This window comes from Enterovibrio baiacu, assembly GCF_004120195.1.
GTDB classification, from domain to species: Bacteria; Pseudomonadota; Gammaproteobacteria; order Enterobacterales; family Vibrionaceae; genus Enterovibrio; species Enterovibrio baiacui.
In genome coordinates this window covers 259,216-281,210 of sequence record NZ_SCHN01000008.1, presented here as the reverse complement: position 1 = coordinate 281,210, position 21,995 = coordinate 259,216, and the positions used below count along the sequence as shown (strand labels likewise).

18 protein-coding genes are annotated in these 21,995 nt (G+C 47.5%); 11 read left to right on the top strand and 7 right to left on the bottom strand.

The window, feature by feature from the left end; all coding sequences use genetic code 11:
- Positions 1 to 88: 88 nt before the first annotated feature.
- Positions 89 to 1,378: a citrate synthase gene (locus tag EQP46_RS08170; protein WP_129493174.1), complete on the top strand. Its 1,290-nt coding sequence runs from the start codon at positions 89 to 91 to the stop codon at positions 1,376 to 1,378.
- A gap of 112 nt (positions 1,379 to 1,490) precedes the next feature.
- On the opposite strand, the gene EQP46_RS08165 is transcribed toward EQP46_RS08170, so the two are convergent.
- Positions 1,491 to 2,249 carry a Nif3-like dinuclear metal center hexameric protein gene (locus tag EQP46_RS08165; RefSeq protein ID WP_129493173.1) on the bottom strand — a complete coding sequence of 253 codons (759 nt, stop codon included), beginning with the start codon at positions 2,247 to 2,249 and terminating at the stop codon, positions 1,491 to 1,493.
- A gap of 104 nt (positions 2,250 to 2,353) precedes the next feature.
- On the opposite strand from EQP46_RS08165, the gene EQP46_RS08160 reads away from it, so the two are divergent.
- Positions 2,354 to 3,121, top strand: coding sequence for a DUF1853 family protein (locus tag EQP46_RS08160; RefSeq protein ID WP_129493172.1), 768 nt, complete (start codon positions 2,354 to 2,356; stop codon positions 3,119 to 3,121).
- Positions 3,122 to 3,191: 70 nt separating this feature from the next.
- Here the strand turns inward: EQP46_RS08160 and pgm are convergent, their stop codons facing one another.
- Positions 3,192 to 4,838, bottom strand: a complete 1,647-nt coding sequence (pgm, locus tag EQP46_RS08155) for a phosphoglucomutase (alpha-D-glucose-1,6-bisphosphate-dependent) (RefSeq protein WP_129493171.1) — start codon at positions 4,836 to 4,838, stop codon at positions 3,192 to 3,194.
- 138 nt (positions 4,839 to 4,976) lie between these two features.
- Positions 4,977 to 5,522, bottom strand: a complete 546-nt coding sequence (gene seqA, locus EQP46_RS08150; protein ID WP_129493170.1) for a replication initiation negative regulator SeqA — start codon at positions 5,520 to 5,522, stop codon at positions 4,977 to 4,979.
- 100 nt (positions 5,523 to 5,622) lie between these two features.
- Here seqA and EQP46_RS08145 point away from each other — a divergent pair, with 100 nt between their 5' ends.
- The 3 genes from EQP46_RS08145 (at position 5,623) to fldA (ending at position 7,340) form a co-directional block, all read left to right on the top strand.
- Positions 5,623 to 6,396, top strand: coding sequence for an alpha/beta fold hydrolase (locus EQP46_RS08145; protein ID WP_129493169.1), 774 nt, complete (start codon positions 5,623 to 5,625; stop codon positions 6,394 to 6,396).
- Between the two features lie 60 nt (positions 6,397 to 6,456).
- On the top strand, positions 6,457 to 6,678 hold the full coding sequence (locus EQP46_RS08140; protein WP_129493168.1) for a DUF2788 domain-containing protein: 222 nt from the start codon (positions 6,457 to 6,459) through the stop codon (positions 6,676 to 6,678).
- Positions 6,679 to 6,812: 134 nt separating this feature from the next.
- A complete protein-coding gene (fldA, locus tag EQP46_RS08135; protein ID WP_129493167.1) occupies positions 6,813 to 7,340 on the top strand; it encodes a flavodoxin FldA in 528 nt (175 codons plus the stop codon).
- A gap of 40 nt (positions 7,341 to 7,380) precedes the next feature.
- On the opposite strand, the gene EQP46_RS08130 is transcribed toward fldA, so the two are convergent.
- On the bottom strand, positions 7,381 to 7,878 hold the full coding sequence (locus EQP46_RS08130) for a DUF4442 domain-containing protein (protein WP_129493166.1): 498 nt from the start codon (positions 7,876 to 7,878) through the stop codon (positions 7,381 to 7,383).
- A gap of 195 nt (positions 7,879 to 8,073) precedes the next feature.
- On the opposite strand from EQP46_RS08130, the gene fur reads away from it, so the two are divergent.
- Positions 8,074 to 8,523, top strand: a complete 450-nt coding sequence (gene fur / locus EQP46_RS08125) for a ferric iron uptake transcriptional regulator (RefSeq protein ID WP_129493165.1) — start codon at positions 8,074 to 8,076, stop codon at positions 8,521 to 8,523.
- A 77-nt stretch (positions 8,524 to 8,600) separates the two neighbouring features.
- On the opposite strand, the gene glnS is transcribed toward fur, so the two are convergent.
- The 3 genes from glnS to nagE form a co-directional block, all read right to left on the bottom strand.
- The gene (gene glnS / locus EQP46_RS08120; RefSeq protein WP_129493164.1) at positions 8,601 to 10,271 is read right to left on the bottom strand and encodes a glutamine--tRNA ligase; all 1,671 of its coding nucleotides are present in this window, start codon (positions 10,269 to 10,271) and stop codon (positions 8,601 to 8,603) included.
- Between the two features lie 159 nt (positions 10,272 to 10,430).
- Positions 10,431 to 13,109: a beta-N-acetylhexosaminidase gene (locus tag EQP46_RS08115; protein WP_129493163.1), complete on the bottom strand. Its 2,679-nt coding sequence runs from the start codon at positions 13,107 to 13,109 to the stop codon at positions 10,431 to 10,433.
- A gap of 92 nt (positions 13,110 to 13,201) precedes the next feature.
- Positions 13,202 to 14,695, bottom strand: a complete 1,494-nt coding sequence (gene nagE, locus EQP46_RS08110; protein WP_129493162.1) for an N-acetylglucosamine-specific PTS transporter subunit IIBC — start codon at positions 14,693 to 14,695, stop codon at positions 13,202 to 13,204.
- A 265-nt stretch (positions 14,696 to 14,960) separates the two neighbouring features.
- On the opposite strand from nagE, the gene nagB reads away from it, so the two are divergent.
- The 5 genes from nagB (at position 14,961) to asnB (ending at position 21,936) form a co-directional block, all read left to right on the top strand.
- Positions 14,961 to 15,761, top strand: a complete 801-nt coding sequence (gene nagB, locus EQP46_RS08105; RefSeq protein WP_129493161.1) for a glucosamine-6-phosphate deaminase — start codon at positions 14,961 to 14,963, stop codon at positions 15,759 to 15,761.
- Between the two features lie 15 nt (positions 15,762 to 15,776).
- Complete coding sequence (nagA, locus tag EQP46_RS08100; protein WP_129493160.1) at positions 15,777 to 16,913, top strand: N-acetylglucosamine-6-phosphate deacetylase; 1,137 nt, start codon at positions 15,777 to 15,779, stop codon at positions 16,911 to 16,913.
- A 7-nt stretch (positions 16,914 to 16,920) separates the two neighbouring features.
- Positions 16,921 to 18,135: a DNA-binding transcriptional regulator NagC gene (gene nagC / locus EQP46_RS08095; RefSeq protein ID WP_129493159.1), complete on the top strand. Its 1,215-nt coding sequence runs from the start codon at positions 16,921 to 16,923 to the stop codon at positions 18,133 to 18,135.
- A gap of 312 nt (positions 18,136 to 18,447) precedes the next feature.
- Positions 18,448 to 20,037 carry a cation:proton antiporter family protein gene (locus tag EQP46_RS08090; RefSeq protein ID WP_129493158.1) on the top strand — a complete coding sequence of 530 codons (1,590 nt, stop codon included), beginning with the start codon at positions 18,448 to 18,450 and terminating at the stop codon, positions 20,035 to 20,037.
- A 225-nt stretch (positions 20,038 to 20,262) separates the two neighbouring features.
- Positions 20,263 to 21,936, top strand: coding sequence for an asparagine synthase B (gene asnB, locus EQP46_RS08085; RefSeq protein ID WP_129493157.1), 1,674 nt, complete (start codon positions 20,263 to 20,265; stop codon positions 21,934 to 21,936).
- Positions 21,937 to 21,995: the final 59 nt, after the last annotated feature.

Below are 21,995 nucleotides of genomic sequence, written 5' to 3'. Positions count from 1 at the left end.
TTCTCTAAATTGACATCTTATTCGGCGATCGGTACAACAACGTGGTCCGTATCCGGGATAGGATTATAAAATAACAAAGGAGAATGTTATGGCAGATAAGAAAGCTACCCTACATCTTGAAGGGAAAGCACCTATCGAACTGCCGATCAAAGGAGGCACAGTCGGTCCAGAAGTGATCGATGTTCGTGCTTTGGGCGCAAATGGATTTTTTACGTTTGACCCGGGTTTTGTTGCAACAGCGTCGTGTGAGTCACAAATTACGTACATTGATGGTGACGCAGGCGTTTTATTGCACAGAGGCTATCCGATTGATCAACTCGCCAATAACGCTGACTATTTAGAAGTTTGTTATATCCTTCTGTATGGCGAAAGCCCAACTCGAGCTCAATATACAGAATTCCGTCGCGTTGTAAGCCGTCACACAATGGTTCACGAGCAAATCGCGAGCTTCTTCCACGGTTTCCGCCGAGATGCACACCCAATGGCTGTTATGGTTGGTGTTGTTGGTGCACTTGCGGCGTTCTACCATGACTCACTCGACATCAATAACGATGTTCACCGTGAGATCACGGCATACCGTCTGTTGTCTAAAATGCCGACCCTTGCGGCAATGTGTTACAAGTATTCAATTGGGCAGCCGTTCATCTACCCACGTAACGATTTAGACTATGCAGAGAACTTCCTTCACATGATGTTTGCTACGCCTTGTGAAGAATACGAAGTGAATCCGGTTGTCGCTCGTGCAATGGATAAAATCTTTACCCTGCATGCTGACCACGAACAAAATGCGTCAACCTCTACGGTTCGTCTAGCGGGTTCTTCTGGTGCTAACCCATTCGCGTGTATCGCGGCAGGTATCGCATCACTTTGGGGACCAGCACACGGCGGTGCTAACGAAGCATGTTTGAAGATGCTGGAAGAAATCGGTTCAGTTGAAAACATCCCTGAGTTTATTGAACGTGCGAAAGACAAAGACGACCCATTCCGTTTGATGGGCTTTGGTCACCGCGTTTACAAAAACCACGACCCACGTGCAACGGTAATGAACCAAGCATGTCATGACGTTCTTGATGAGCTGAACATTAGCGACCCATTGTTGGACGTTGCTATGGAGCTAGAACGCATTGCACTTTCTGACCCGTACTTTATCGAGAGAAAGCTGTACCCGAACGTCGATTTCTACTCAGGTATCATTCTGAAAGCGATCGGTATTCCTGTTTCGATGTTCACTGTGATCTTTGCGATGTCTCGTACTATCGGTTGGATTGCACACTGGAACGAAATGCACGGCGATCCTCAAAACCGCATCGGTCGTCCACGCCAGCTATACACTGGTTACGATCAGCGTGAGTTTAAACCTCTTGGCGAACGCGAGTAAGCCTACGTTTAGAAAACAAAAACGCCGCAATTGCGGCGTTTTTTTATGCCTGTTCGCGGTCAGAAAAAGGCAACATCTTCCAACCTAAACACGAGGCATTTTACTTCACATGCTAAACCGGGTTGTCAATATCAATGAAAGTGACATCGAAGCCATGATGTTTTGCCAACCATTCACCCAGTGCTTTCACGCCATAGCGTTCCGTTGCGTGATGCCCTGCAGCAAAGTAATGAATCCCCTGCTCTCTTGCTGAAAACGTCGTGCGCTCTGACACTTCTCCGGAAATGAAGGCATCCAAGCCGTTGCTCGCGGCGAGGTCAATAAAGTCCTGACCGCCGCCCGTACAGCAACCCACACGCTTAATGTCTCCGGCATTCCCACCATCAATATGCAAAGGGGCACGATTCAGTTTTTTCTGGATAAATGCAGAAAAAGCATCCGCAGACATTGGGGTGTTAAGCTCACCCCAAATGGCAACAGAGTTTGGATTGCCCTCTTCCAATCCCCCTTTAACATCGATCTCCAGCATCGCGGCTAACTGAGCATTGTTTCCCACTTCTGGATGCACATCGAGCGGAAGGTGGTAGGCATACAAATTAATGCCATTTTCTATCAAGGCTTTAATACGGCGAAATTTCATGCCTTTCAACGGCTCGGATTCTCCACGCCAAAAGTAGCCATGATGGACCAATATCGCATCAGCGTTATGTGCAATAGCTTCGTCAATTAGCGACTGACATGCCGTCACACCCGTGACAATTTTCTTTACGTCTGATTTCCCTTCAACTTGCATGCCGTTCGGGCAGTAGTCTTTTATGGCCTGAGGCTTCAAAAAAGTGTTGAGCAGCGCCTCTAATTCGAAGTTATTCATGTTCATCCTAAATCACGGAAAAGGGTCGAAGAATTTCCCCATAGTATACCGAAGCGCTCAATTTACGTTAACCTAGCCTTATCGCGAATCAAGGATGTGACCCTATGTTTTCCAACCCCGACCAAATCGAGCGTGATATTGAATGGATACTCAACGCGCCCAGTGTGGTCAGCATCAACAGCGACATTCAAGTCGATAATGCCTTTTGGCAGTTAGAGCAACGCCCTCATCAGGCACAATACCAAGGCGGAAGACGTATCGGGTTTTACTACCAATGGTTAATTCAATCCCTGCTCAATGCGCATCCTGAGTACGACATTGTGGCAGAAGAACTGCAAGTTGATGAGAACGGAAGAACCCTCGGGGCCATTGATTTCATCGTAAAAAATGCGAAGGGTGAATTAGAACATTGGGAAGTGGCGATAAAGTTTTACCTCGCCTATCACGGTGAGTGGCACGGGCCAAATGCCAAAGATACCCTCGCCAAGAAATACCAGAAGATGATAGGGCACCAACTCCCCCTTTCTCAATCAGATGCCTTTGTGTCGCAATTTCCTCACTTAAATGTGAGCAAGCAGAAATTGTTGGTTCAAGGACGATTGTACGTAAACCCCTTTTTAGACGCACAGAACGTGGAAAGCCCTAACGTCGAACCGGATGCAATATCAGGGTATTGGTGTTGGGCCAACCAATGCCCGGCAGGTAAACGTTTTTTCGAGCTGGAGCGACATCAGTGGATGGCAACGCCTCAACACTCGGCGCTTGAACCCTTCATCATGAAAACGCCCTTTCAACGCGCTCAGCACCTGCTCGACGAAGAAGGAAAACACTGGTTCATTGTTCCTGACGATTGGCCTACTGCGCACGCGTAAACTGCTCGCCGATTGATAGAAACAAAAAAGCCACCGCAATTCGCGATGGCTTTGTCATGTCTAGTGCAGGTTATAGCCCGGCGTTTGCGAACACGTCACTCACGATTTTTTCTGCTTCTTCTTCAATCAGACGCAAGTGCGCGTCACCTTTAAAGCTCTCGCAGTAAATTTTGTAAACGTCTTCTGTGCCCGATGGGCGTGCCGCAAACCAACCAAACTCAGTGGTCACTTTCAAGCCACCAATGGCTTGACCGTTACCCGGCGCATGCGTCAACTTCGCAACAATTGGGTCGCCCGCCAACATCTCTGCCGTCACCATTTCCGCAGACAGTTTGCTTAGGACCGCTTTTTGCTGACCATTCGCAACAGCCTGAATACGGTTATAGCTAGATGCACCAAACTTTGCAGCCAGTTCATCGTAGTATTGCTGCGGGTTTTTACCGGTCACTGCGGTAATTTCTGCCGCTAGCAAACACAATAAGATGCCGTCTTTGTCGGTACACCATGGCGTACCGTCTTTACGCAAGAAAGATGCGCCTGCACTTTCTTCGCCACCAAAGCCGATCTTGCCGCTGTATAGACCATCAACAAACCATTTGAAGCCAACAGGCACTTCGCAAAGTTCACGGCCAAGGCTCGCAACAACTTTGTCGATAATGGCGCTAGAGACCAACGTCTTACCAACGGCAATGTTTGAAGTCCAATCTGGACGATTGCGGTAAAGATAATCGATACACACAGCAAGGTAATGATTTGGATTCATCAAGCCTGCTGGGGTCACAATGCCGTGGCGATCGAAATCAGGATCGTTACCAAACGCTAAGTCGTAGTTATCTTTGTACGCGAGCAAGCCAGCCATCGCGTAAGGCGATGAGCAGTCCATGCGAATTGCGCCATCTTTGTCCAACGACATAAAACGGAATGACGGATCAACATCGTCATTAACCAGCGTAATATCCAGATCGTAGTGCGCAGTGATCGCCTTCCAATAATCGATGCCCGAGCCACCCAATGGATCGACACCAATACGTAAATTGGCTTGTTTGATCGCCGCCATGTCGATCACATTGCTAAGGTCTTCAACGTAAGCAGGCACAAGGTTTTGCTCAACAAAGAGATCACTCGCGATCGCATCGGCATAACCCATGCGTTTAACGCCTACAAGCCCTTCGGCAATAAGCACATTCGCACGAGACTCGATAGCTTTTGTGATATCGCCTTCAGCCGGTCCACCATGTGGAGGGTTGTATTTAATGCCCCCATCTTGTGGTGGGTTGTGAGATGGCGTAATCACGATGCCGTCAGCCTGTGTGCTGTTCGCAATATTGTGAACAAGAATAGCGTGTGAAATACCCGGTGTTGGCGTATATCCGCCTGCTTCCTGTGCAATCACATTTACGCCATTCGCAATCAGAACTTCAACCAAAGAACAGAATGCAGGCTCCGACAGTGCGTGCGTATCTTTACCCACGTAAAGCGGACCCGTCACACCATTTTCAGCGCGAACTTCAGCAACAGCTTGTGCAATCGCCCAAATGTGGTGTTGGTTAAATGTCGACTTGTCTGCTGAACCACGATGGCCTGACGTACCAAATGCAACGTTGTGATCAGCGTTTTGCGGGTCTGGCGTTAGCTGGAAGTAGTTTGAGACAAGAAGGGGAATATTGTAGAGATCTTGCTGCTGAGCGCGTTGCCCTGCACGATCGCGGCTAGTCATACAGTCGCATCCTTTCAGGAAATGAGTCGTTATATAGAGTTAGAGGCTCGTCAAAGACAAAGCCTCTAAAAATTCGCGTTACGTTGAACAATGCTAAAAACAGCGCACGTTCACGTTAATGCATGGCAATCACCAGCATTAGATTTCGCCGACAACCTTCTCGGTAATGTCGTTAGCAAAGCCCATTTTGGTCATTAACTGCTCAACCATCTGGCGTTTACGGCCCGTATTGGTGTTAGTAATCACCCAAAACGGCGTGCTTGGAATATGTTTTGGTTTGGTGGTTTTTCCGCTTTCTAATAGCGTTTGCTCATTATCAGCGAAATAGACACGGGTTCGGCCTTTCAGCGCAGTTGCTTCTGAAAATGATTGCCCATCAATACGATACAGCGCCGACAACACCAACATAAAACGACCAATCGCTTTATCTTGCGCGGCAAATTCATCAGAGATCAACAACGAACGCATTTCCTTAACACGATCGATGGTGTCGCTCTTGCCTGCATCTTTACTAACAACAATACCTTGTGGTCTTGACGCTGTTTCCAACGCAGCAGCAGAAGGCTGCTCAACCTGTGGCGCCATTAGTAGTCGACGCAGAATATCAGATGCGCTTTCACCAATGTGTTGAGTTTGGCTGGCAATGTACCGGTATAGCTCTTCATCAACCTCAATCGTCTTCATCGTTTGATCATCGTGTCCTAATTACAATTCAACGGGGCGATTATACAGAGTTAGAGAGGTATACTCTACGGCAAACAATTCATATTGAGAGAAAACAACCGTGTTTTTGAACTTTAAGATCCAAGGAGAAGGACAACCTTTATTGTTGATCCACGGACTTTTCGGCAGTTTAGATAATTTAGGTGGGTTGGCCCGTGTTTTAGCGGATCACTACAAGGTGTATCAGATTGATCTTCCCAATCATGGTCTCTCCCCGCGCAGTAACGATGTTACCTACTCTTCGCAAGCAAGTGCGGTGAAGGATTTCATTGCTCAACAAGGCCTTGATCGCGTTTCTGTCGTCGGGCACTCCATGGGCGGAAAGGTCGCGATGGCCCTTGCAATTGCACACCCAGATCTTGTTGATCAATTGGTCGTGATGGACATTGCTCCCGTCAAATATCCTGTAAGGCGTCATGATGCGGTACTCGCGGGTTTGAATGCCACCATGCTTTACCCGATTGCTAATAGAAAAGAAGCCGAACAAACATTATCTCTCCATGTGAAAGAACCCGGTGTTAGGCAGTTTTTACTAAAATCACTCGCCAAACAAGAAGACGGATATTTCGACTGGCGATTCAATGTTGCTGCATTAGAATCCAATTATGATGACATCACGGATTGGCCACTGGATGGGGTGTTTGACAAGAAAACCCTGTTTTTGAAGGGCGCGGAATCTGACTATATTTCTGCGGAGCACCGCGAGAGCATTGAACGCCAATTTCCAAAGGCAAAAGCGCACGTTGTTACCGGCACAGGGCATTGGCTACACGCTGAAAAACCGGACACGGTTGCGCGTGTGATCACTCGCTTTTTAACAAAGTCAGAGCGTTAACAGTCCACTCTTTGTTGTGATATAGTGCGCGACGAATAATAGTTCCGAACGGAGGCGGGAATGCTGCACGAGCATTTCGAACTGCTCGAAAAGATTGGACTGGATCTGCTTTTTGCAGGCATTTTCTTTTTTATCGGCATGGCAATCAAGGACGTACTTAACGAAGGAAATGTACCCCCTTTTGGTCGACGTATCGTTTGGTTGGTACTTTTTCTTGGATGCGCAGGGTTTATCACTAAAGGCGTCATCCAATTGTTTTGGGAAGGATCAGGCATTGGCTGATTAAGCCGCTAACAAAACCCAATTCAAGCGCAATAACGTTTCCGACAGTAAGAAGGCGCGGCCTTCTTCTACACTTAACATTTTGGGGTTGTGTGTATTGCACCCCGCTTAACAAAAAATAGGTACTCTCTATTATGGCGAGCGTAGGTCTCTTCTTTGGTAGCGATACAGGTAACACTGAAGCTATCGCCAAGATGATTCAAAAACAACTGGGTAAACAACTGGTCCACGTTCAGGACATCGCTAAAAGTAGCAAAGAAGACATCGATAACTTTGACCTTCTGCTGCTTGGTATCCCAACATGGTACTACGGTGAAGCACAGTGTGATTGGGATGATTTCTTCCCAGAACTTGAGCAAGTAGATTTCTCAACCAAGCTGGTTGCGATTTTCGGCTGTGGTGACCAAGAAGACTACGCAGAGTACTTCTGTGATGCGATGGGCACAATCCGTGACATCGTTGAAACCAAAGGCGGCACCATCATTGGTCACTGGCCAACTGAAGGTTACGAGTTTGAAGCATCTAAAGCACTTGTTGATGACAACCACTTTGTGGGTCTGTGTGTTGATGAAGACCGTCAACCAGAGCTTACTGCTCAGCGCGTTGAAAACTGGGTGAAGCAAATTCACGAAGAAATGTGTCTTGCAGAGCTAGAAGGCTAAACAAGAACATGTGAGAAAAACGCGCCGATGGCGCGTTTTTTTATGTCTCTACATTTTCAGCGTTTTCGGATTCTTTTCTATAGTCTGGCTTTTTCCGGACATAGAGCACGCGACGAACCCGCGCTACCACGTCACCCTCTTCATTCTTCACGTTCACAATAAACTCGGGAAAGACTTTATCTCCCCCGGCGGTTTGCTGCTTTATCGACGTGATGGCATCTTCAGAAATGACAAAATCAGCAAACAAGGCTGATGCCCCTGGTTTAATAAAATTAATATCCGCTTCTTTGTCCCACACGAAATATTCTTCGCGCAAAATCCCCATCAGCATCAAGGCATATATCGGATCTGTCATCGAAAATATGCTGCCACCATACTGAGTACGATTGGCATTTTTATTCCACCAGCGCAGTTTCAATCTCACTTGCGTCGCGCGAAAATCATCGCTGATCGACAGTATTTTGATACCTGCACCCCAAAAGGGCGGCCAGCAATTTAGCGCGAATTTCACAATCCGTGGTTTGTAGAATTTGTACACAAGACTTCCCTTTCTGGTCTAACCAGTCCTATCCTGCCACTTTTGCATTTCGACAACAAGCCGCAAAACCAAGCAATTAAGTCAGATATTTGGTCTATCCTACTAGCGGCGGCTTATCACATTTGTTACGCTACTTATCAATTTTCCCGTTCTCATTCACACTTAGGGAAAACGCAATTACGTAGGAAGAACCGGATGTCAGATAACAACAAGGCACTGAAAGACGCAGGATTAAAAGTCACCCTGCCGCGCTTAAAGATTTTAGAAGTCTTGCAACAGCCGGACTGTCAGCACATCAGCGCCGAAGACCTCTATAAGAAGCTTATTGATATTGGCGAAGAAATCGGCTTAGCTACTGTTTATCGCGTATTAAACCAATTCGACGATGCAGGGATTGTTACTCGTCACCATTTTGAAGGCGGCAAGTCCGTATTCGAACTCGCTACTCAACATCACCACGACCATCTCGTTTGTTTGGATTGTGGCAAAGTGATCGAATTTACTGACGAAACAATCGAACAGCGCCAGCGCGAAATCGCTACCCAATACAATGTGCGTCTAACCAACCACAGCTTGTACCTCTATGGCCACTGCTTAGAGGGCGATTGCAAAGCCGATCCAAGCATTCACAACGACGAAGTTTAATTCCTTCGTAAAAAAGAACACAAAAAAACCGGAGCCTAAGCTCCGGTTTTTTATTATCGTCAATCTCTGCGTTTCAATTACTTGGCTTCGATTTTCGCCCAAGTATCGCGGAGACCTACGGTACGGTTAAATACCAACGCTTCGGCCGTGCTGTCTTTACGATCAACACAGAAGTAACCCATACGCTCGAACTGGAACGCTTGTTCTGCACTTGCCGCTTTTAAGCTTGGCTCAACATAACCGCGGGTCACACTCAGTGACTCAGGGTTGATGGTTGCTGCAAAATCATCTGCGCCAGCTGGGTTTGCGATGGTGAACAAACGGTCGTACAAACGCACTTCCGCTTCTACACCTGCATCCGCAGATACCCAGTGGATCACGCCTTTTGGCTTGCGCCCGTCAGCAGGATCTTTACCCAAGGTTTCTGGATCATAGGTACAGAAGATTGTGGTGATGTTGCCATCTTCATCTTTTTCACAACGCTCAGCTTTCACCATGTAAGCGTTACGCAGACGAACTTCTTTACCTAGAACAAGACGCTTGTACTTCTTGTTCGCTTCCTCGCGGAAGTCTTCACGTTCAATCCAAATCTCACGGCTAAATGGCACTTCGCGCTCACCCATTTCTGGCTTGTTCGGGTGATTCGGTGCGATCAATGTTTCAATCTCACCTTCTGCGTAGTTTTCGATCACTAGCTTAACTGGATCAAGTACAGCCATTGCACGTGGTGCGTTTTCGTTCAGGTCATCACGTACGCAAGATTCCAGTGAACTCATTTCAATGGTGTTGTCTTGCTTCGTCACACCAATGCGCTTACAGAATTCACGGATTGATGCAGGCGTGTAACCACGACGACGCAAACCAGAAATGGTTGGCATACGTGGGTCATCCCAACCGCTAACCAAGTTTTCGCTTACAAGCTGGCTCAGTTTACGCTTAGACATCACGGTGTACTCAAGATTCAGGCGACTGAACTCGTACTGACGTGGTTGACACTCAATGGTGATGTTGTCCAATACCCAATCGTAAAGACGACGGTTATCTTGGAACTCCAGCGTACACAAGCTATGTGTAATGCCTTCAAGCGCATCTGAAATACAGTGCGTGAAATCGTACATTGGGTAAATGCACCACTTGTCACCGGTTTGGTGGTGGTGAGCAAAACGCACGCGGTAGATAACCGGATCGCGCATCACCATAAACGGTGATGCCATGTCGATTTTCGCACGCAGACACGCTTTACCTTCTTCAAAGCCACCGTTCTTCATTTTCTCGAACAGCGCAATGTTTTCTTCAACACTACGGTCACGGTATGGGCTGTGCTTACCCGGCGCCGTCAAGGTGCCACGATATTCACGGATTTCATCAGGGCTCAGCTCTTCAACGTATGCCAAGCCTTTTTCAATCAACTCGACAGCGTAGCCGTGTAAGCGATCGAAGTAATCAGATGAATAGCAAACCTCGCCGTCCCATTGGAAACCCAACCAATTCACATCGTTCTTGATGGATTCAACGTACTCGATATCTTCTTTTTCTGGGTTGGTGTCGTCAAAACGAAGATTACACTGACCCTGGTAGTCTTTCGCGATACCGAAGTTCAAGCAGATAGATTTCGCATGGCCAATGTGCAAATAGCCATTTGGCTCAGGCGGGAAACGCGTGTGAACAGTTGCATGAGCACCATTCGCCAAATCTTTGTCGATGATTTGACGGATAAAGTTGCTTGGACGAGCCTCAGACTCACTCATCAAAAATACCTCGTAGGAAGAACCGAATTCGACATAACTTAAAAATAACGCCCAATAATCCCCGATCGTGGCTATTTACTCAACCACTACTGAACGCACCAAAGCCATTTGGACAAAAAAAAGCCCGCGAGACGCGGGCTTTGATGCTTTTCGAGGGAATTACAGAGAAACCGCACGACCTTCGCGTTGTTTATCTGCACTCAAAGCGCGCACTTTTACATTAACATTATTGTCAATAGCTACTGGCGCTGAATAGTCGATCCATGTCTTACCCGCATCAACAGAGTATTGAAGCGGTAGACCTGGCATGCTGATGTTCATGTGAAGCTTACCCGCGTCCAATTTAGCACCTGGAACTGGAATACGGTATTGAATGCCAGCAGCATCCAGCTTCGCCATTTCACGTTGACCCATCACGTTTGCAAAGCGTGTCCAGTCTTGTAGCTGGGCATCTTTGTTCACGAAGTTGGTGTCTAGGTTGAAGGCTTTACCGACTTGGTAATCCAGTTCCCAGTCAGCTTTGTGCCATGCACGCTCAGCCGCTGCGATCACACGTGGGAAGACCATGTACTCGTACTGCGCATCAGTGCGAACAGTTTCACTCCAAAGCTGTGCAGATAGACCGTAGAAACCTTGGTTGTGGTCAACAGTACCTTTACCGTTGAAACCATTGCCATCGCGATCTACTGACGTTTCAGCATTTTGAGGCAAGTTCTCTGGTGCAAAGCCAAACATCTTACGGGTATCCGTTGCACGGGTTGCCCAGTAGTAACCACGCTCTTTCGGGTCAACTTCGTACGGCATGTCCATGTACACATAGTCAGGGTTAGACACGATCACATCGTAGCCTTTGCTTGCCCAATCATATGCTGATGCGTCGCCGCCCCAGTAAAGCACGTCCCAGAAGTTTACGCGGGTGTTTTCAGTTTCAAACGCTGACGCATCTTTCGAGTACTTCAGGCCATCTTGCCATGCTTGGAAGTTTTCAATGCCGTGCGCATTCACAACACCACTTACGCGCTCTGCAAAGTAGCTTGGTAGGTGACCGAAGTCTGCCGCCGCGCCTTCAGCAATCATTTTTTGACACATTGGAGACTGAGCAAACGGTTTATCTTCTTTGCTCATGTCAATGTTGCCTTTCCAAGCCACAGGCTCAGACGCATTGATATCTTGGAAGCCTGCGTTCAGCTTGATGTTTTTCGCTTCGTCGCCACCAAAATGCCAGGTATTTAGCGGCATACCCGCTTCTGAGTGCATCGCTTTCACTTCGGTGATCACTTTATCAACGAAACGAAGAGACGAATCCATACATGGGTTGATGAAGCTACGCTTGTCGTACAGCTGAACCGTCGTAACGTTTGATGTATCCAATGGATCCATCAGACGGAACTCTTCTGCTTTCGCGAGATCGCCTTGCTCTGCATATTTGGTGTAACGCGCTTCCATCGACACAACGGCTGCACGAGAGTGCGCAGGCATGTCGATTTCTGGGATCACTTCAATGCCACGTGCTTTTGCATGGCGTAGCATTTCTACGTAATCCGCTTTAGAGAAGAAACCCGAACCGAAGTTGTCAGTTGCTGGGCCTGAACCTAGCTGCGGCAGCAGGCATGATGTCTCTGAAAGATCGTGGCAACGGTTTGAACCCACCTCAGTCAATTCTGGCAAGCCAGGGATCTCTAAACGCCAGCCTTCATCATCAGTCAGGTGCAGGTGAAGTTTGTTTAGCTTGTAGGCTGCCATTTGATCAATGGTACGCAACATCGCTTCTTTTGAATGGAAGTTACGGCCCACATCGACCATCACACCGCGGTATTCAAAACGTGGGGCGTCTTCAATCGCAACCATTGGAAGGGTTGCGTTCTCGCCTTTTTCAGTCAGAGCAAGCAGAGACTGAAGGCCGTAGAAAGCACCGACGCTGTCGAAGCCCAGTACTTCAACGCCATTGGCGTTGATCGCAAGCTTGTATGCGCCCGATACCGCTTCTTCGCCGTTGAATGCTTTCTCATCCAGCGTGATGCTTAACGCAGTTTCACCTTTGGTGTTTACGCCTAGTAGCGCTGCACGTGCTTCAAATGCCGCTAGCTGTTCAGCATCCAATGCGTTGTTGCTCAGCGCAAAACCAGACGCTACGTTCAACTCGCCTCTCATTTGACGCGTTTTCAACGGTGTTGGGATAATTGCAACGTCGATAGCACTTTCAGACAAGGCTTCAACATCGCTGTTTTTCGCGAAGCGAGACGCCGCAGTCGCCAGAATGTTGTTGTCTTCAGGCGTGCGCTTCCATTTATTGCCATCGATTTCAGCAACAAACGCATCAACGTTTTCAGTGTTTAGAGAGTCAATCGCGCGTGGGGTTGCATCACCAGCAACCACATAAGCACGTGGCATGAAGTCGGTTTCAAACAACTGCCAGTATTCAGCAATCATCGGAATTTCAATTGTCTCGTCTTTCGCGAAGCCTTTGAATGACGCAGTTGGGGCTAGCTCGTAAAGGTCGCCGGTAATGTGCTTGATGGTGAAGTCTTCATTTGCTACGTCCAGAATGACGCGAATGCTGTGCAAATAGATACGCCAGTTATTATCAGCAACGGCCTCACCTTCGTTAACAACCGTCATGATGACGTTGTTACATGATGCCCACTCAGCGCCCATTGCCTGACACGCAAGACCTTCCTGCGCACCATGGTTAGTTTGAACGTCATAACTGATGTCTAATTGAGATGCCAATGCATCAACAACGTTTTGATCAGCAGATTGCTGTGGAAGAACGCCACAACCTGCTAGGCCTGCTGCAATCGCAACAGAGAGAAAACCAAGCTTAAACGTCTTATTCATGTACATTTTTCCTACGATTCGGCCGAAAAAGGCCCAAAAAAAGCCGACCCTGTTAAAGGCCGGCTAGATAACTAATTTGTCAGTAAATTAGATTATGGCAGTTTGACGTTCGTCAAATCTTCGCTAACGCCAACTTTTTTCATTTCGCCAGCGACGATTTCTGCTAGAGGACCCAAGATAACCTGTAGGTTGTTGGTGCCCAATTTAACAACGCCCATTGCACCTAGTGCTTTCAGCGTTTTCTCATCAATCTGGCTGCCATCTTTAACAGTCAGACGTAGACGAGTGATACATGCATCGATGTTGGTCAGGTTGTCGTGGCCACCCAGCGCTTTCAGGTATTGACGCGCTAGCTCACCCGTTTCTTTCGAACCAGTAACACCAGAAGTTGATTCTTCTTCGTCGTCTTCACGGCCAGGTGTTTTCAGGTCGAATTTAACGATTACCGCGCGGAACACAGTGTAGTAAATCACTGAGAACACAGCACCTTGAACAATCAGCATGAACCAGTTAACGGCTAGCGGGTTACGCGTAGACAGAACCATGTCCACAAGACCAGCTGAGAAGCCGAAGCCTGCAATCCACTGCATAGATGCAGCGATGTATACAGACAGACCAGTTAATGCTGCGTGCAGAACGTACAGACCTGGTGCTAGGAACATGAATGAGAATTCTAAAGGCTCAGTCACACCCGTGAAGAAAGATGCGAACGCCGCAGCGATCATGATAGAAGCAACTTTCTCTTTGTTTTCAGCTTTCGCAGTGTGGTAGATAGCCAGTGCCGCACCTGGAAGACCAAACATCATGATTGGGAAGAAGCCCGCTTGGTACATACCTGTTACACCAACAGTCGCTGTACCTTCTGCGATTGACTTAGCGCCACCCAGGAAGTTAGGAATATCGTTAATGCCTGCAACGTCGAACCAGAACACTGAGTTCAGTGCGTGGTGCAGACCAACAGGGATCAGAAGACGGTTAAAGAATGCATATAGACCAGCACCTACTTCACCCATACCTTGGATGCCTTCACCGAAGCTTACTAGACCACCGTATACGGTTGGCCATACGTACATCAGGATGAACGCAATGAAGATACCAGCAAAAGAAGTCAGGATAGGTACAAGACGCTTACCAGAGAAGAACGCCAACGCTTTGTGAAGTTCAACTGAAGAGAAACGGTTGTACAGTTCAGCAGAAACGATACCAACCAAGATACCTACGAACTGGTTGTTGATTTTGCCGAATGCAGCTGGCACAGCGCTAGGGTCGATACCCTGGATTTGTGCAACAGCGCCCGGAGACAGAAGTGTGGTAACAACAAGGAAACCAACAAAACCAGATAGCGCAGCAGCACCATCTTTATCTTTAGACATACCGTACGCAACACCAACTGCGAACAGTACAGACATATTGTCGATAATTGCGGCGCCTGCTTTGATCAAGAAAGCTGCAAGTGCACTGTTAGCACCCCAACCATTTGGATCAATCCAGTAACCGATACCCATTAAAATTGCAGCTGCAGGAAGCGTGGCGACTGGCACCATCAATGCTTTACCTACTTTTTGAAAATACCCAAGAATATTCACCTATGTTCCCCCTATAGTGGTTCTTTCTCAGATGTAGAATGACAACATGGGACTTTTTTTACGATCCTATGTGAGTCAGTCGCAGTTTATTCCATTAATTTCGCCCCGCAAATTAAAACATAGGCAAATGTGATTATGGTCACTCAAAACAATAGAAGATCGGGTTTTTTGCTAGCACGCTCATAAAACTTATTTTATGATGAAAAGTAAGATACAGTTACACTATGATACGTAGTCAGATTTCGAATTAACTTAGAGGTGTCCCATGAGACTTATCCCTTTACAAACCGCACATGAAGTAGGCCTTTGGTCAGCACGCTATATCGTTGATGCAATTAATAAATTTGCCCCAACGGAAGATCGTCCGTTTGTTCTAGGTTTGCCGACTGGTGGCACCCCTCTGAACACGTATAAGCAACTGATTAACCTTCATAAGCAAGGCGAAGTAAGCTTCCAGAACGTGGTAACATTCAACATGGATGAGTACTGTGGTATCCCTGCAGACCACCCTGAGTCTTACCGCAGCTTTATGTTCAACAACTTCTTTAACCATATTGATATTAAAGAAGAAAACATCAACCTTCTTAACGGCAACGCTGAAGACCACATGGTTGAATGCAAACGTTACGAAGACAAAATCAAATCGTTTGGTAAAATTAACCTGTTCATGGGTGGTATTGGCAACGACGGTCATATCGCATTTAACGAGCCAGCATCTTCTTTGTCTTCGCGTACTCGCATCAAGACACTGACTGAAGATACGCGTATCGCAAACTCTCGTTTCTTCGATAACGACATCAACCAAGTGCCAAAACATGCATTGACCATTGGTGTTGGTACACTGTTGGATGCAGAAGAAGTGATGATCCTGATCACAGGTCACAACAAAGCATTGGCTCTGCAAGCCGCTGTAGAAGGTTCTGTAAACCATTTGTGGACAGTGTCTGCCCTTCAGTTGCATCCTAAAGCACTGATGGTCTGTGATGATCCATCAACTGCGGAGCTAAAAGTGAAGACAGTTAAGTACTTCCAAGAGCTAGAAGCACAAAACATTAACAACCTGTAAGGTAGGGAAGTATTCATGTACGCACTGACTAACTGCCGTGTATTCACAGGTAGCGACGTGCTGGACAATCATGCTGTCATCGTTGACGGCGGTCTTATCCAGACAGTTTGCCCAGAAAATGAATTGCCAGAAGGCATTGAGACGCGCTCATTAGATGGCGCGTACCTAAGCCCAGGTTTTATCGATCTGCAACTTAATGGTTGCGGCGGTGTAATGTTCAACGATGAAGTGACGGCTGAAACCATCCGCACTATGCATTTGGCTAACCTAAAGTCAGGTTGCACCAGCTTCCTGCCTACGCTTATCACGTCTTCTGATGAAGACATGAAGGCATCTGTCAGTGCGATTCGTGAATACCAAGCCAAATACGCTAACCAAGCGCTAGGTCTGCACCTTGAAGGTCCATACCTAAACGTCGCGAAAAAAGGCATCCACAGCGTCGATTTCATTCGCCGTTCTGACGATGCAATGATTGACTTCATTGCAGCAAACGCAGATGTCGTGACCAAGGTCACCTTGGCACCTGAACTGACGCCTGACGAGCATATTCGTCTACTGTCAGATGCAGGTATCGTGGTGTCTGCTGGCCACACTAACGCGAGCTACGTTGAAGCGCGTAAAGGTTTCCGTGCGGGTATTACCTTCGCAACGCACCTGTTCAACGCGATGACACCTATCGCTGGCCGCGAGCCAGGCATGGTTGGCGCTATCTACGATACGCCTGACGTTTATACGGGTGTGATTGCAGATGGTTTCCACGTTGACTATGCAAACATTCGCATTGCCCACAAACTGAAAGGTGAAAAACTGGTTCTTGTTACTGATGCAGCAGCGCCTGCAGGAGCAGACATGGATCACTTTATTTTTGTAGGTAAGAAAGTATATTACCGTGATGGCAAGTGTGTTGATGAGAATGGCACGCTTGGTGGTTCGGCATTGACGATGATTGAAGCAGTTCAAAACTCTGTCGAACATGTAGGCATCGCTTTAGACGAAGTGATCCGCATGGCAACCTTGTATCCTGCCCGAGCTATCGGCATGGACGACAAGCTAGGGGCTATCCAACCAGGATATGTCGCTAACCTGACCGTGTTTGATCGCGATTTTAACGTTAAAGCGACGGTAGTTAACGGCGAATACTCAATGAACTAGGACATTTATGACAGGCGGACAAATTGGTAACGTAGATCTGGTTAAACAGTTAAACGGTGCCGCCGTTTATCGACTTATCGACCAACAAGGGCCGATTTCTCGTATTCAAATTGCTGATGTGAGCAGCCTCGCGCCAGCAAGTGTTACCAAAATTACCCGCCAGTTACTTGAGCGCGGCTTGATCAAAGAAGTTGCGCAACAAGCGTCCACAGGCGGTCGACGAGCTATCTCGTTGACCACCGAATGCGCCCCCTTCCACTCCCTCGCAGTCCGTTTGGGCCGCGATCGAATCGAAATCTCTTTGTTTGATTTGTCAGGCCGCTTACTGGGTCAGCATGACGAACTTTTCCAATACCAAGATCAAGACGCGCTCATTGAAGGCCTATTAAACCGTCTTCATAGCTTCCTTGCTGCTCAGCAGCATATTGTTCGTGAACTCATCGCTGTTGCGATCTCATTGCCTGGCCTTGTCGATGCTGAAGCGGGTGTTGTTGAATATATGCCCCATATTTCCATCGATAAGTTACCGCTAAGTGACTTAATTCGCGACGAATTTGGCGTGCAGTGTTTCATCGGAAACGATACTCGCGGACAAGCCCTCGCTGAACATTATTTCGGGGTGAGTAAAAATTATTTTGATACCCTGCTCGTCAGTGTTCATAACGGTGCGGGCGCAGGTATTATCGTTAATGGTCAGGTCTTCTTAGGCTATAACCGCAACGTGGGTGAGATTGGTCATATTCAAATCGACCCGCTGGGCAAGAAGTGTCAGTGTGGCAACTTCGGCTGCTTGGAAACCGTGGCATCAAACCCTGCGATTATCGAGCATGCACAGCAATTGCTCGCCCAAGGGCATGAAAGCATGCTGCAGGGCAAAAAAGAATTGGATGTGTCTGATATCTGTCGCGCAGCTGTCGCTGGCGATGAACTCGCACGTCAAGTGTTGGTGAAGGTGGGCAATCACCTTGGTAAAGCCATTGCGATGACCATCAACTTGTTCAACCCACAGCAGATTGTTATCTCGGGTGAAATAACAGAAGCTGAGAGCGTGGTTTTCCCTGCTATTCAGCGCTGTGTTGAAAACCAATCACTGAAAACCTTCCATCAGAATCTGCCTATTGTTGCAGCGGGTTTATCTTCAACACCAACACTCGGCGCGTTTGCGCTGGTGAAACGCGCCATGCTTAATGGCGCGCTATTGCAAAGACTGTTGGAAGACTGAACATCATGAACACCTAGGTGTTCCAGCGCGATTCGCACAATTAAAAGTCCATAAGGTTCACTTATGGGCTTTTTGTTTTTGGGCTGTCGCATCCATCTAACATTCTGACAAAACTATCCCTTCACACTGTGTAACGAATTAAACACGATAATTCCCCAGTTTTATTCCTGATTGCTGGCTCTCAAATATGCATTTGCTTTATCATGAGCAAATAAAACCTTAAGCAAATCCGATTATTACTGAGAGAGTTCCCTCTCTTGGTTAGCACCCGCGCACCTACGACAGACAGTTAAAAGGAAAAACGCTCGCTTTATGGATCTGATCATTATCGCCGTCGCTTTTGTTAGCGGATTTCTCATGCTGCGCTGCCACATGCCACCATTGGTTGGTTTTCTTATTGCGGGCTTCGGTCTGAACGCCGCGGGTTATGCATCAACTCCACTCATTCAAACGCTTGCCGATCTTGGTGTCACCCTGCTCTTATTTAGCATTGGTTTAAAACTTGATGTTAAATCACTGCTGAATCGCGAAATATGGCTTGGGGCATCTGTCCATAATGTGCTGACAACAGCCGTTTTTACCCTCTGTTTACTTGTATTTAAAACCCTGGGTTTAAGTGCTTTCTCAGCGCTTGCGTTGAACGAGATCGTGTTAATTGCTTTTGCCCTCTCCTTCTCTAGCACTGTATTTGCCATCAAAGCGCTTCAAGAAAAAGGCGAAATGAATGCCACTTACGGCACACTCGCTATCGGCGTTCTGATCATGCAGGACATTTTCGCCGTGGTGTTCCTGACAGCGACTTCCGGTAAAGTGCCTGGCATTGAAGCATTAGTACTATTTGCGTTACCACTTCTTCGACCTGTTTTGTTCAGATTGCTTGATAAAGCGGGACACGGTGAAGTCTTAGTACTGTACGGCATCTTCCTGGCACTGGTCGCAGGAGCAGGCCTGTTTGACGCGGTAGGGATGAAAGCAGATTTGGGGGCGTTGATCCTCGGCATGATGATGGCGGGCCATTCACGCGCTTCTGAAATGGCCAAGTCGCTGTTCAACCTCAAAGAACTCTTTTTAGTCTGCTTCTTCCTCAATATTGGGCTTTCAGAGCAGCCCACCATTGAAGGCTTCATGATCGCAATCTTGTTTATGCTGATACTCCCTCTCAAAGGGTTATTGTATTACGGCGTATTCAACAGCTTTAAGTTCCGAGTAAGAACCTCGTTATTTGCGTCTTTAACACTGTTTAACTACAGCGAGTTTGGCCTCATTGTCGGCGGTATTGCCTACAAAATGGGCTTTATGCCCGGCAGCATACTCGTCGCATTGGCCATCGCTGTGTCGCTTTCCTTCGTGCTTGCAGCGCCGCTGAACACATTCAGCCACAAGATCTATACCCATGCATCGAAACGATTCCACGATCCAAACCCAGAAAAGATTCATCATAATGATCAACTGATCGACCTTGGTCATGCCTCTATCGTTATCTTAGGCATGGGTCGCATTGGCAGCGGTGCCTATGATGAGTTGGCAGACGCTTTTCCCGGCAAAGTGCTTGGCATTGAAGCGCGTGATGAATCGGTTGCACTCCACAAGGAAGCGGGCCGACACGTTATTCAAGGTAACGCCACTGACCCCGATTTTTGGTCACGCGTTACCTCCTCACAGCACATTGAACTCATTTTATTAGCCATGCCGCATAGCCAAGCAAATACCATCGCGATGGAACAGATTCATCAATTAGGATTTAACGGTAAAGTGGCGGCGATTGCGAAGTACAGCGATGAGATAGAATTACTCAAATCTCTCGGCGTGGACGAGGCCTATAACATCTATTGCGAAGCGGGAGCAGGTTTTGCTCGCCACGTGAAAGATCAGCTCATCGCTAATAAAGATAACGAACGCTAACGTGCGTCTTTTCGTTCACCACATGCAAAGCGTTCAAAAAACGCACAACAACTAACGTTTATTCACCAAATGGGCCATTTTTCCGAATAGATTAAAATCAAGTTTCCAGTTTTCTATTTTTTTCTCCACAACTGGTTGCTTTTTTTATTCAAATTGGCAAATTGGTGGCAACAAAGATTTAAATTACGCACGACATCGTTGCGAAGGGAAGTAAGAGAGGGATTTATGTGTTCTGTATTTGGCATTCTGGATATTAAGTCAGATGCATCGGCGCTTCGTCAATCAGCGCTGGAAATGTCTAAAAAGCTCCGCCACCGTGGCCCTGACTGGTCAGGCATTTATTCATCAGACAATGCGATTCTGGCGCACGAGCGTCTCGCGATTGTTGGTCTAAACAGTGGCGCTCAACCGCTTTATAGCCCTGACAAAAAACACATCCTCGCGGTCAACGGCGAAATATACAACCACAAAGAAATCCGTGCGCGTTATGAAGACAAGTATGACTTCCAAACAGATTCTGACTGTGAAGTAATCCTTGCGCTATACCAAGACATGGGCGAAGACCTACTCGAAGAGCTAAACGGTATTTTCGCGTTCGTTCTTTACGATGAAGAAAAAGATACCTACCTCATCGGTCGCGACCATATCGGTATTATTCCGCTTTACCAAGGCCACGATGAGCACGGCAACTTCTACGTAGCGTCTGAAATGAAAGCGCTGGTGCCTGTGTGTAAAACCATCAGCGAGTTTCCTCCTGGTTCATACCTTCGTTCTAGTGATGCTGAACCACACCGTTACTACGTGCGTGATTGGAACGAATACGCCGCGGTGCAAGGTAACACCACCAGCAAAGAAGATCTCACCAAAGCACTGGAAGATGCCGTTAAGCGTCAGTTGATGACCGATGTACCTTACGGTGTATTGCTATCAGGTGGCTTGGATTCATCCATCACATCAGCCGTTGCGAAGCGCTTTGCTGCAATGCGTGTTGAAGACGATGGTCAATCAGAAGCTTGGTGGCCACAACTGCACTCGTTTGCTGTTGGCCTTGAAGGTGCGCCAGATCTGAAAGCTGCGCGTGAAGTGGCAGACCAGATTGGTACGGTTCACCACGAAATGACCTACACCATTCAAGAAGGTCTTGACGCGATTCGCGATGTGATTTACCACATTGAAACATACGATGTCACCACCATTCGCGCTTCAACGCCAATGTACTTGATGGGTCGCAAAATCAAAGCGATGGGCATCAAAATGGTGCTTTCTGGCGAAGGGGCTGATGAGATCTTCGGCGGCTACTTATACTTCCACAAAGCGCCTAACGCGAAAGAGTTCCACGAAGAAACCGTTCGTAAACTTCTCGCATTGAACATGTTTGACTGTGCCCGTGCGAACAAGTCGTTGGCAGCATGGGGTGTTGAAGGTCGCGTACCTTTCCTCGATAAAGAATTTATCGACGTGGCGATGCGCCTGAACCCTGAAGATAAGATGTGTGGTAATGGCAAAATGGAAAAACACATTTTGCGCGAGTGTTTTGAACACTACCTCCCTGCATCTATCGCATGGCGCCAAAAAGAGCAGTTCTCTGACGGCGTTGGCTACAGCTGGATTGATACTCTGAAGGCCGTCGCTGAAGAGAAAGTCACAGACCAACAAATGGAAACAGCGCAGTTCCGTTTCCCTTACAACACACCAACTACAAAAGAAGGTTACGCATACCGCGAGATCTTTGAAGAGTTGTTCCCGCTACCAAGCGCAGCGGAATGTGTGCCTGGTGGCCCGTCAATCGCTTGTTCAAGCGCGAAAGCCATCGAGTGGGATGAGAGCTTCAAAAACGCAGCAGACCCTTCTGGTCGTGCCGTCGCCGCCGTTCACAACGAAGCCTACAACAAGGGCTAAGAACGAGAAGCGAGAAGCGAGAAGCGAGAAGCGAGAAGCGAGAAGCGAGAAGCGAGAAA

What these genes read in the sequence shown, in the direction of transcription:
- EQP46_RS08140 (WP_129493168.1), top strand. Translation starts at nt 6,457, where the DNA reads ATGCTGCACGAGCATTTCGAACTGCTCGAAAAGATTGGACTGGATCTG.
- EQP46_RS08090 (WP_129493158.1), top strand. Translation starts at nt 18,448, where the DNA reads ATGGATCTGATCATTATCGCCGTCGCTTTTGTTAGCGGATTTCTCATG.
- seqA (WP_129493170.1), bottom strand. Translation starts at nt 5,522, where the DNA reads ATGAAGACGATTGAGGTTGATGAAGAGCTATACCGGTACATTGCCAGC.
- EQP46_RS08115 (WP_129493163.1), bottom strand. Translation starts at nt 13,109, where the DNA reads ATGAATAAGACGTTTAAGCTTGGTTTTCTCTCTGTTGCGATTGCAGCA.
- nagA (WP_129493160.1), top strand. Translation starts at nt 15,777, where the DNA reads ATGTACGCACTGACTAACTGCCGTGTATTCACAGGTAGCGACGTGCTG.
- pgm (WP_129493171.1), bottom strand. Translation starts at nt 4,838, where the DNA reads ATGACTAGCCGCGATCGTGCAGGGCAACGCGCTCAGCAGCAAGATCTC.
- EQP46_RS08170 (WP_129493174.1), top strand. Translation starts at nt 89, where the DNA reads ATGGCAGATAAGAAAGCTACCCTACATCTTGAAGGGAAAGCACCTATC.
- fur (WP_129493165.1), top strand. Translation starts at nt 8,074, where the DNA reads ATGTCAGATAACAACAAGGCACTGAAAGACGCAGGATTAAAAGTCACC.
- EQP46_RS08160 (WP_129493172.1), top strand. Translation starts at nt 2,354, where the DNA reads ATGTTTTCCAACCCCGACCAAATCGAGCGTGATATTGAATGGATACTC.
- nagC (WP_129493159.1), top strand. Translation starts at nt 16,921, where the DNA reads ATGACAGGCGGACAAATTGGTAACGTAGATCTGGTTAAACAGTTAAAC.
- fldA (WP_129493167.1), top strand. Translation starts at nt 6,813, where the DNA reads ATGGCGAGCGTAGGTCTCTTCTTTGGTAGCGATACAGGTAACACTGAA.
- EQP46_RS08165 (WP_129493173.1), bottom strand. Translation starts at nt 2,249, where the DNA reads ATGAATAACTTCGAATTAGAGGCGCTGCTCAACACTTTTTTGAAGCCT.
- asnB (WP_129493157.1), top strand. Translation starts at nt 20,263, where the DNA reads ATGTGTTCTGTATTTGGCATTCTGGATATTAAGTCAGATGCATCGGCG.
- nagB (WP_129493161.1), top strand. Translation starts at nt 14,961, where the DNA reads ATGAGACTTATCCCTTTACAAACCGCACATGAAGTAGGCCTTTGGTCA.
- glnS (WP_129493164.1), bottom strand. Translation starts at nt 10,271, where the DNA reads ATGAGTGAGTCTGAGGCTCGTCCAAGCAACTTTATCCGTCAAATCATC.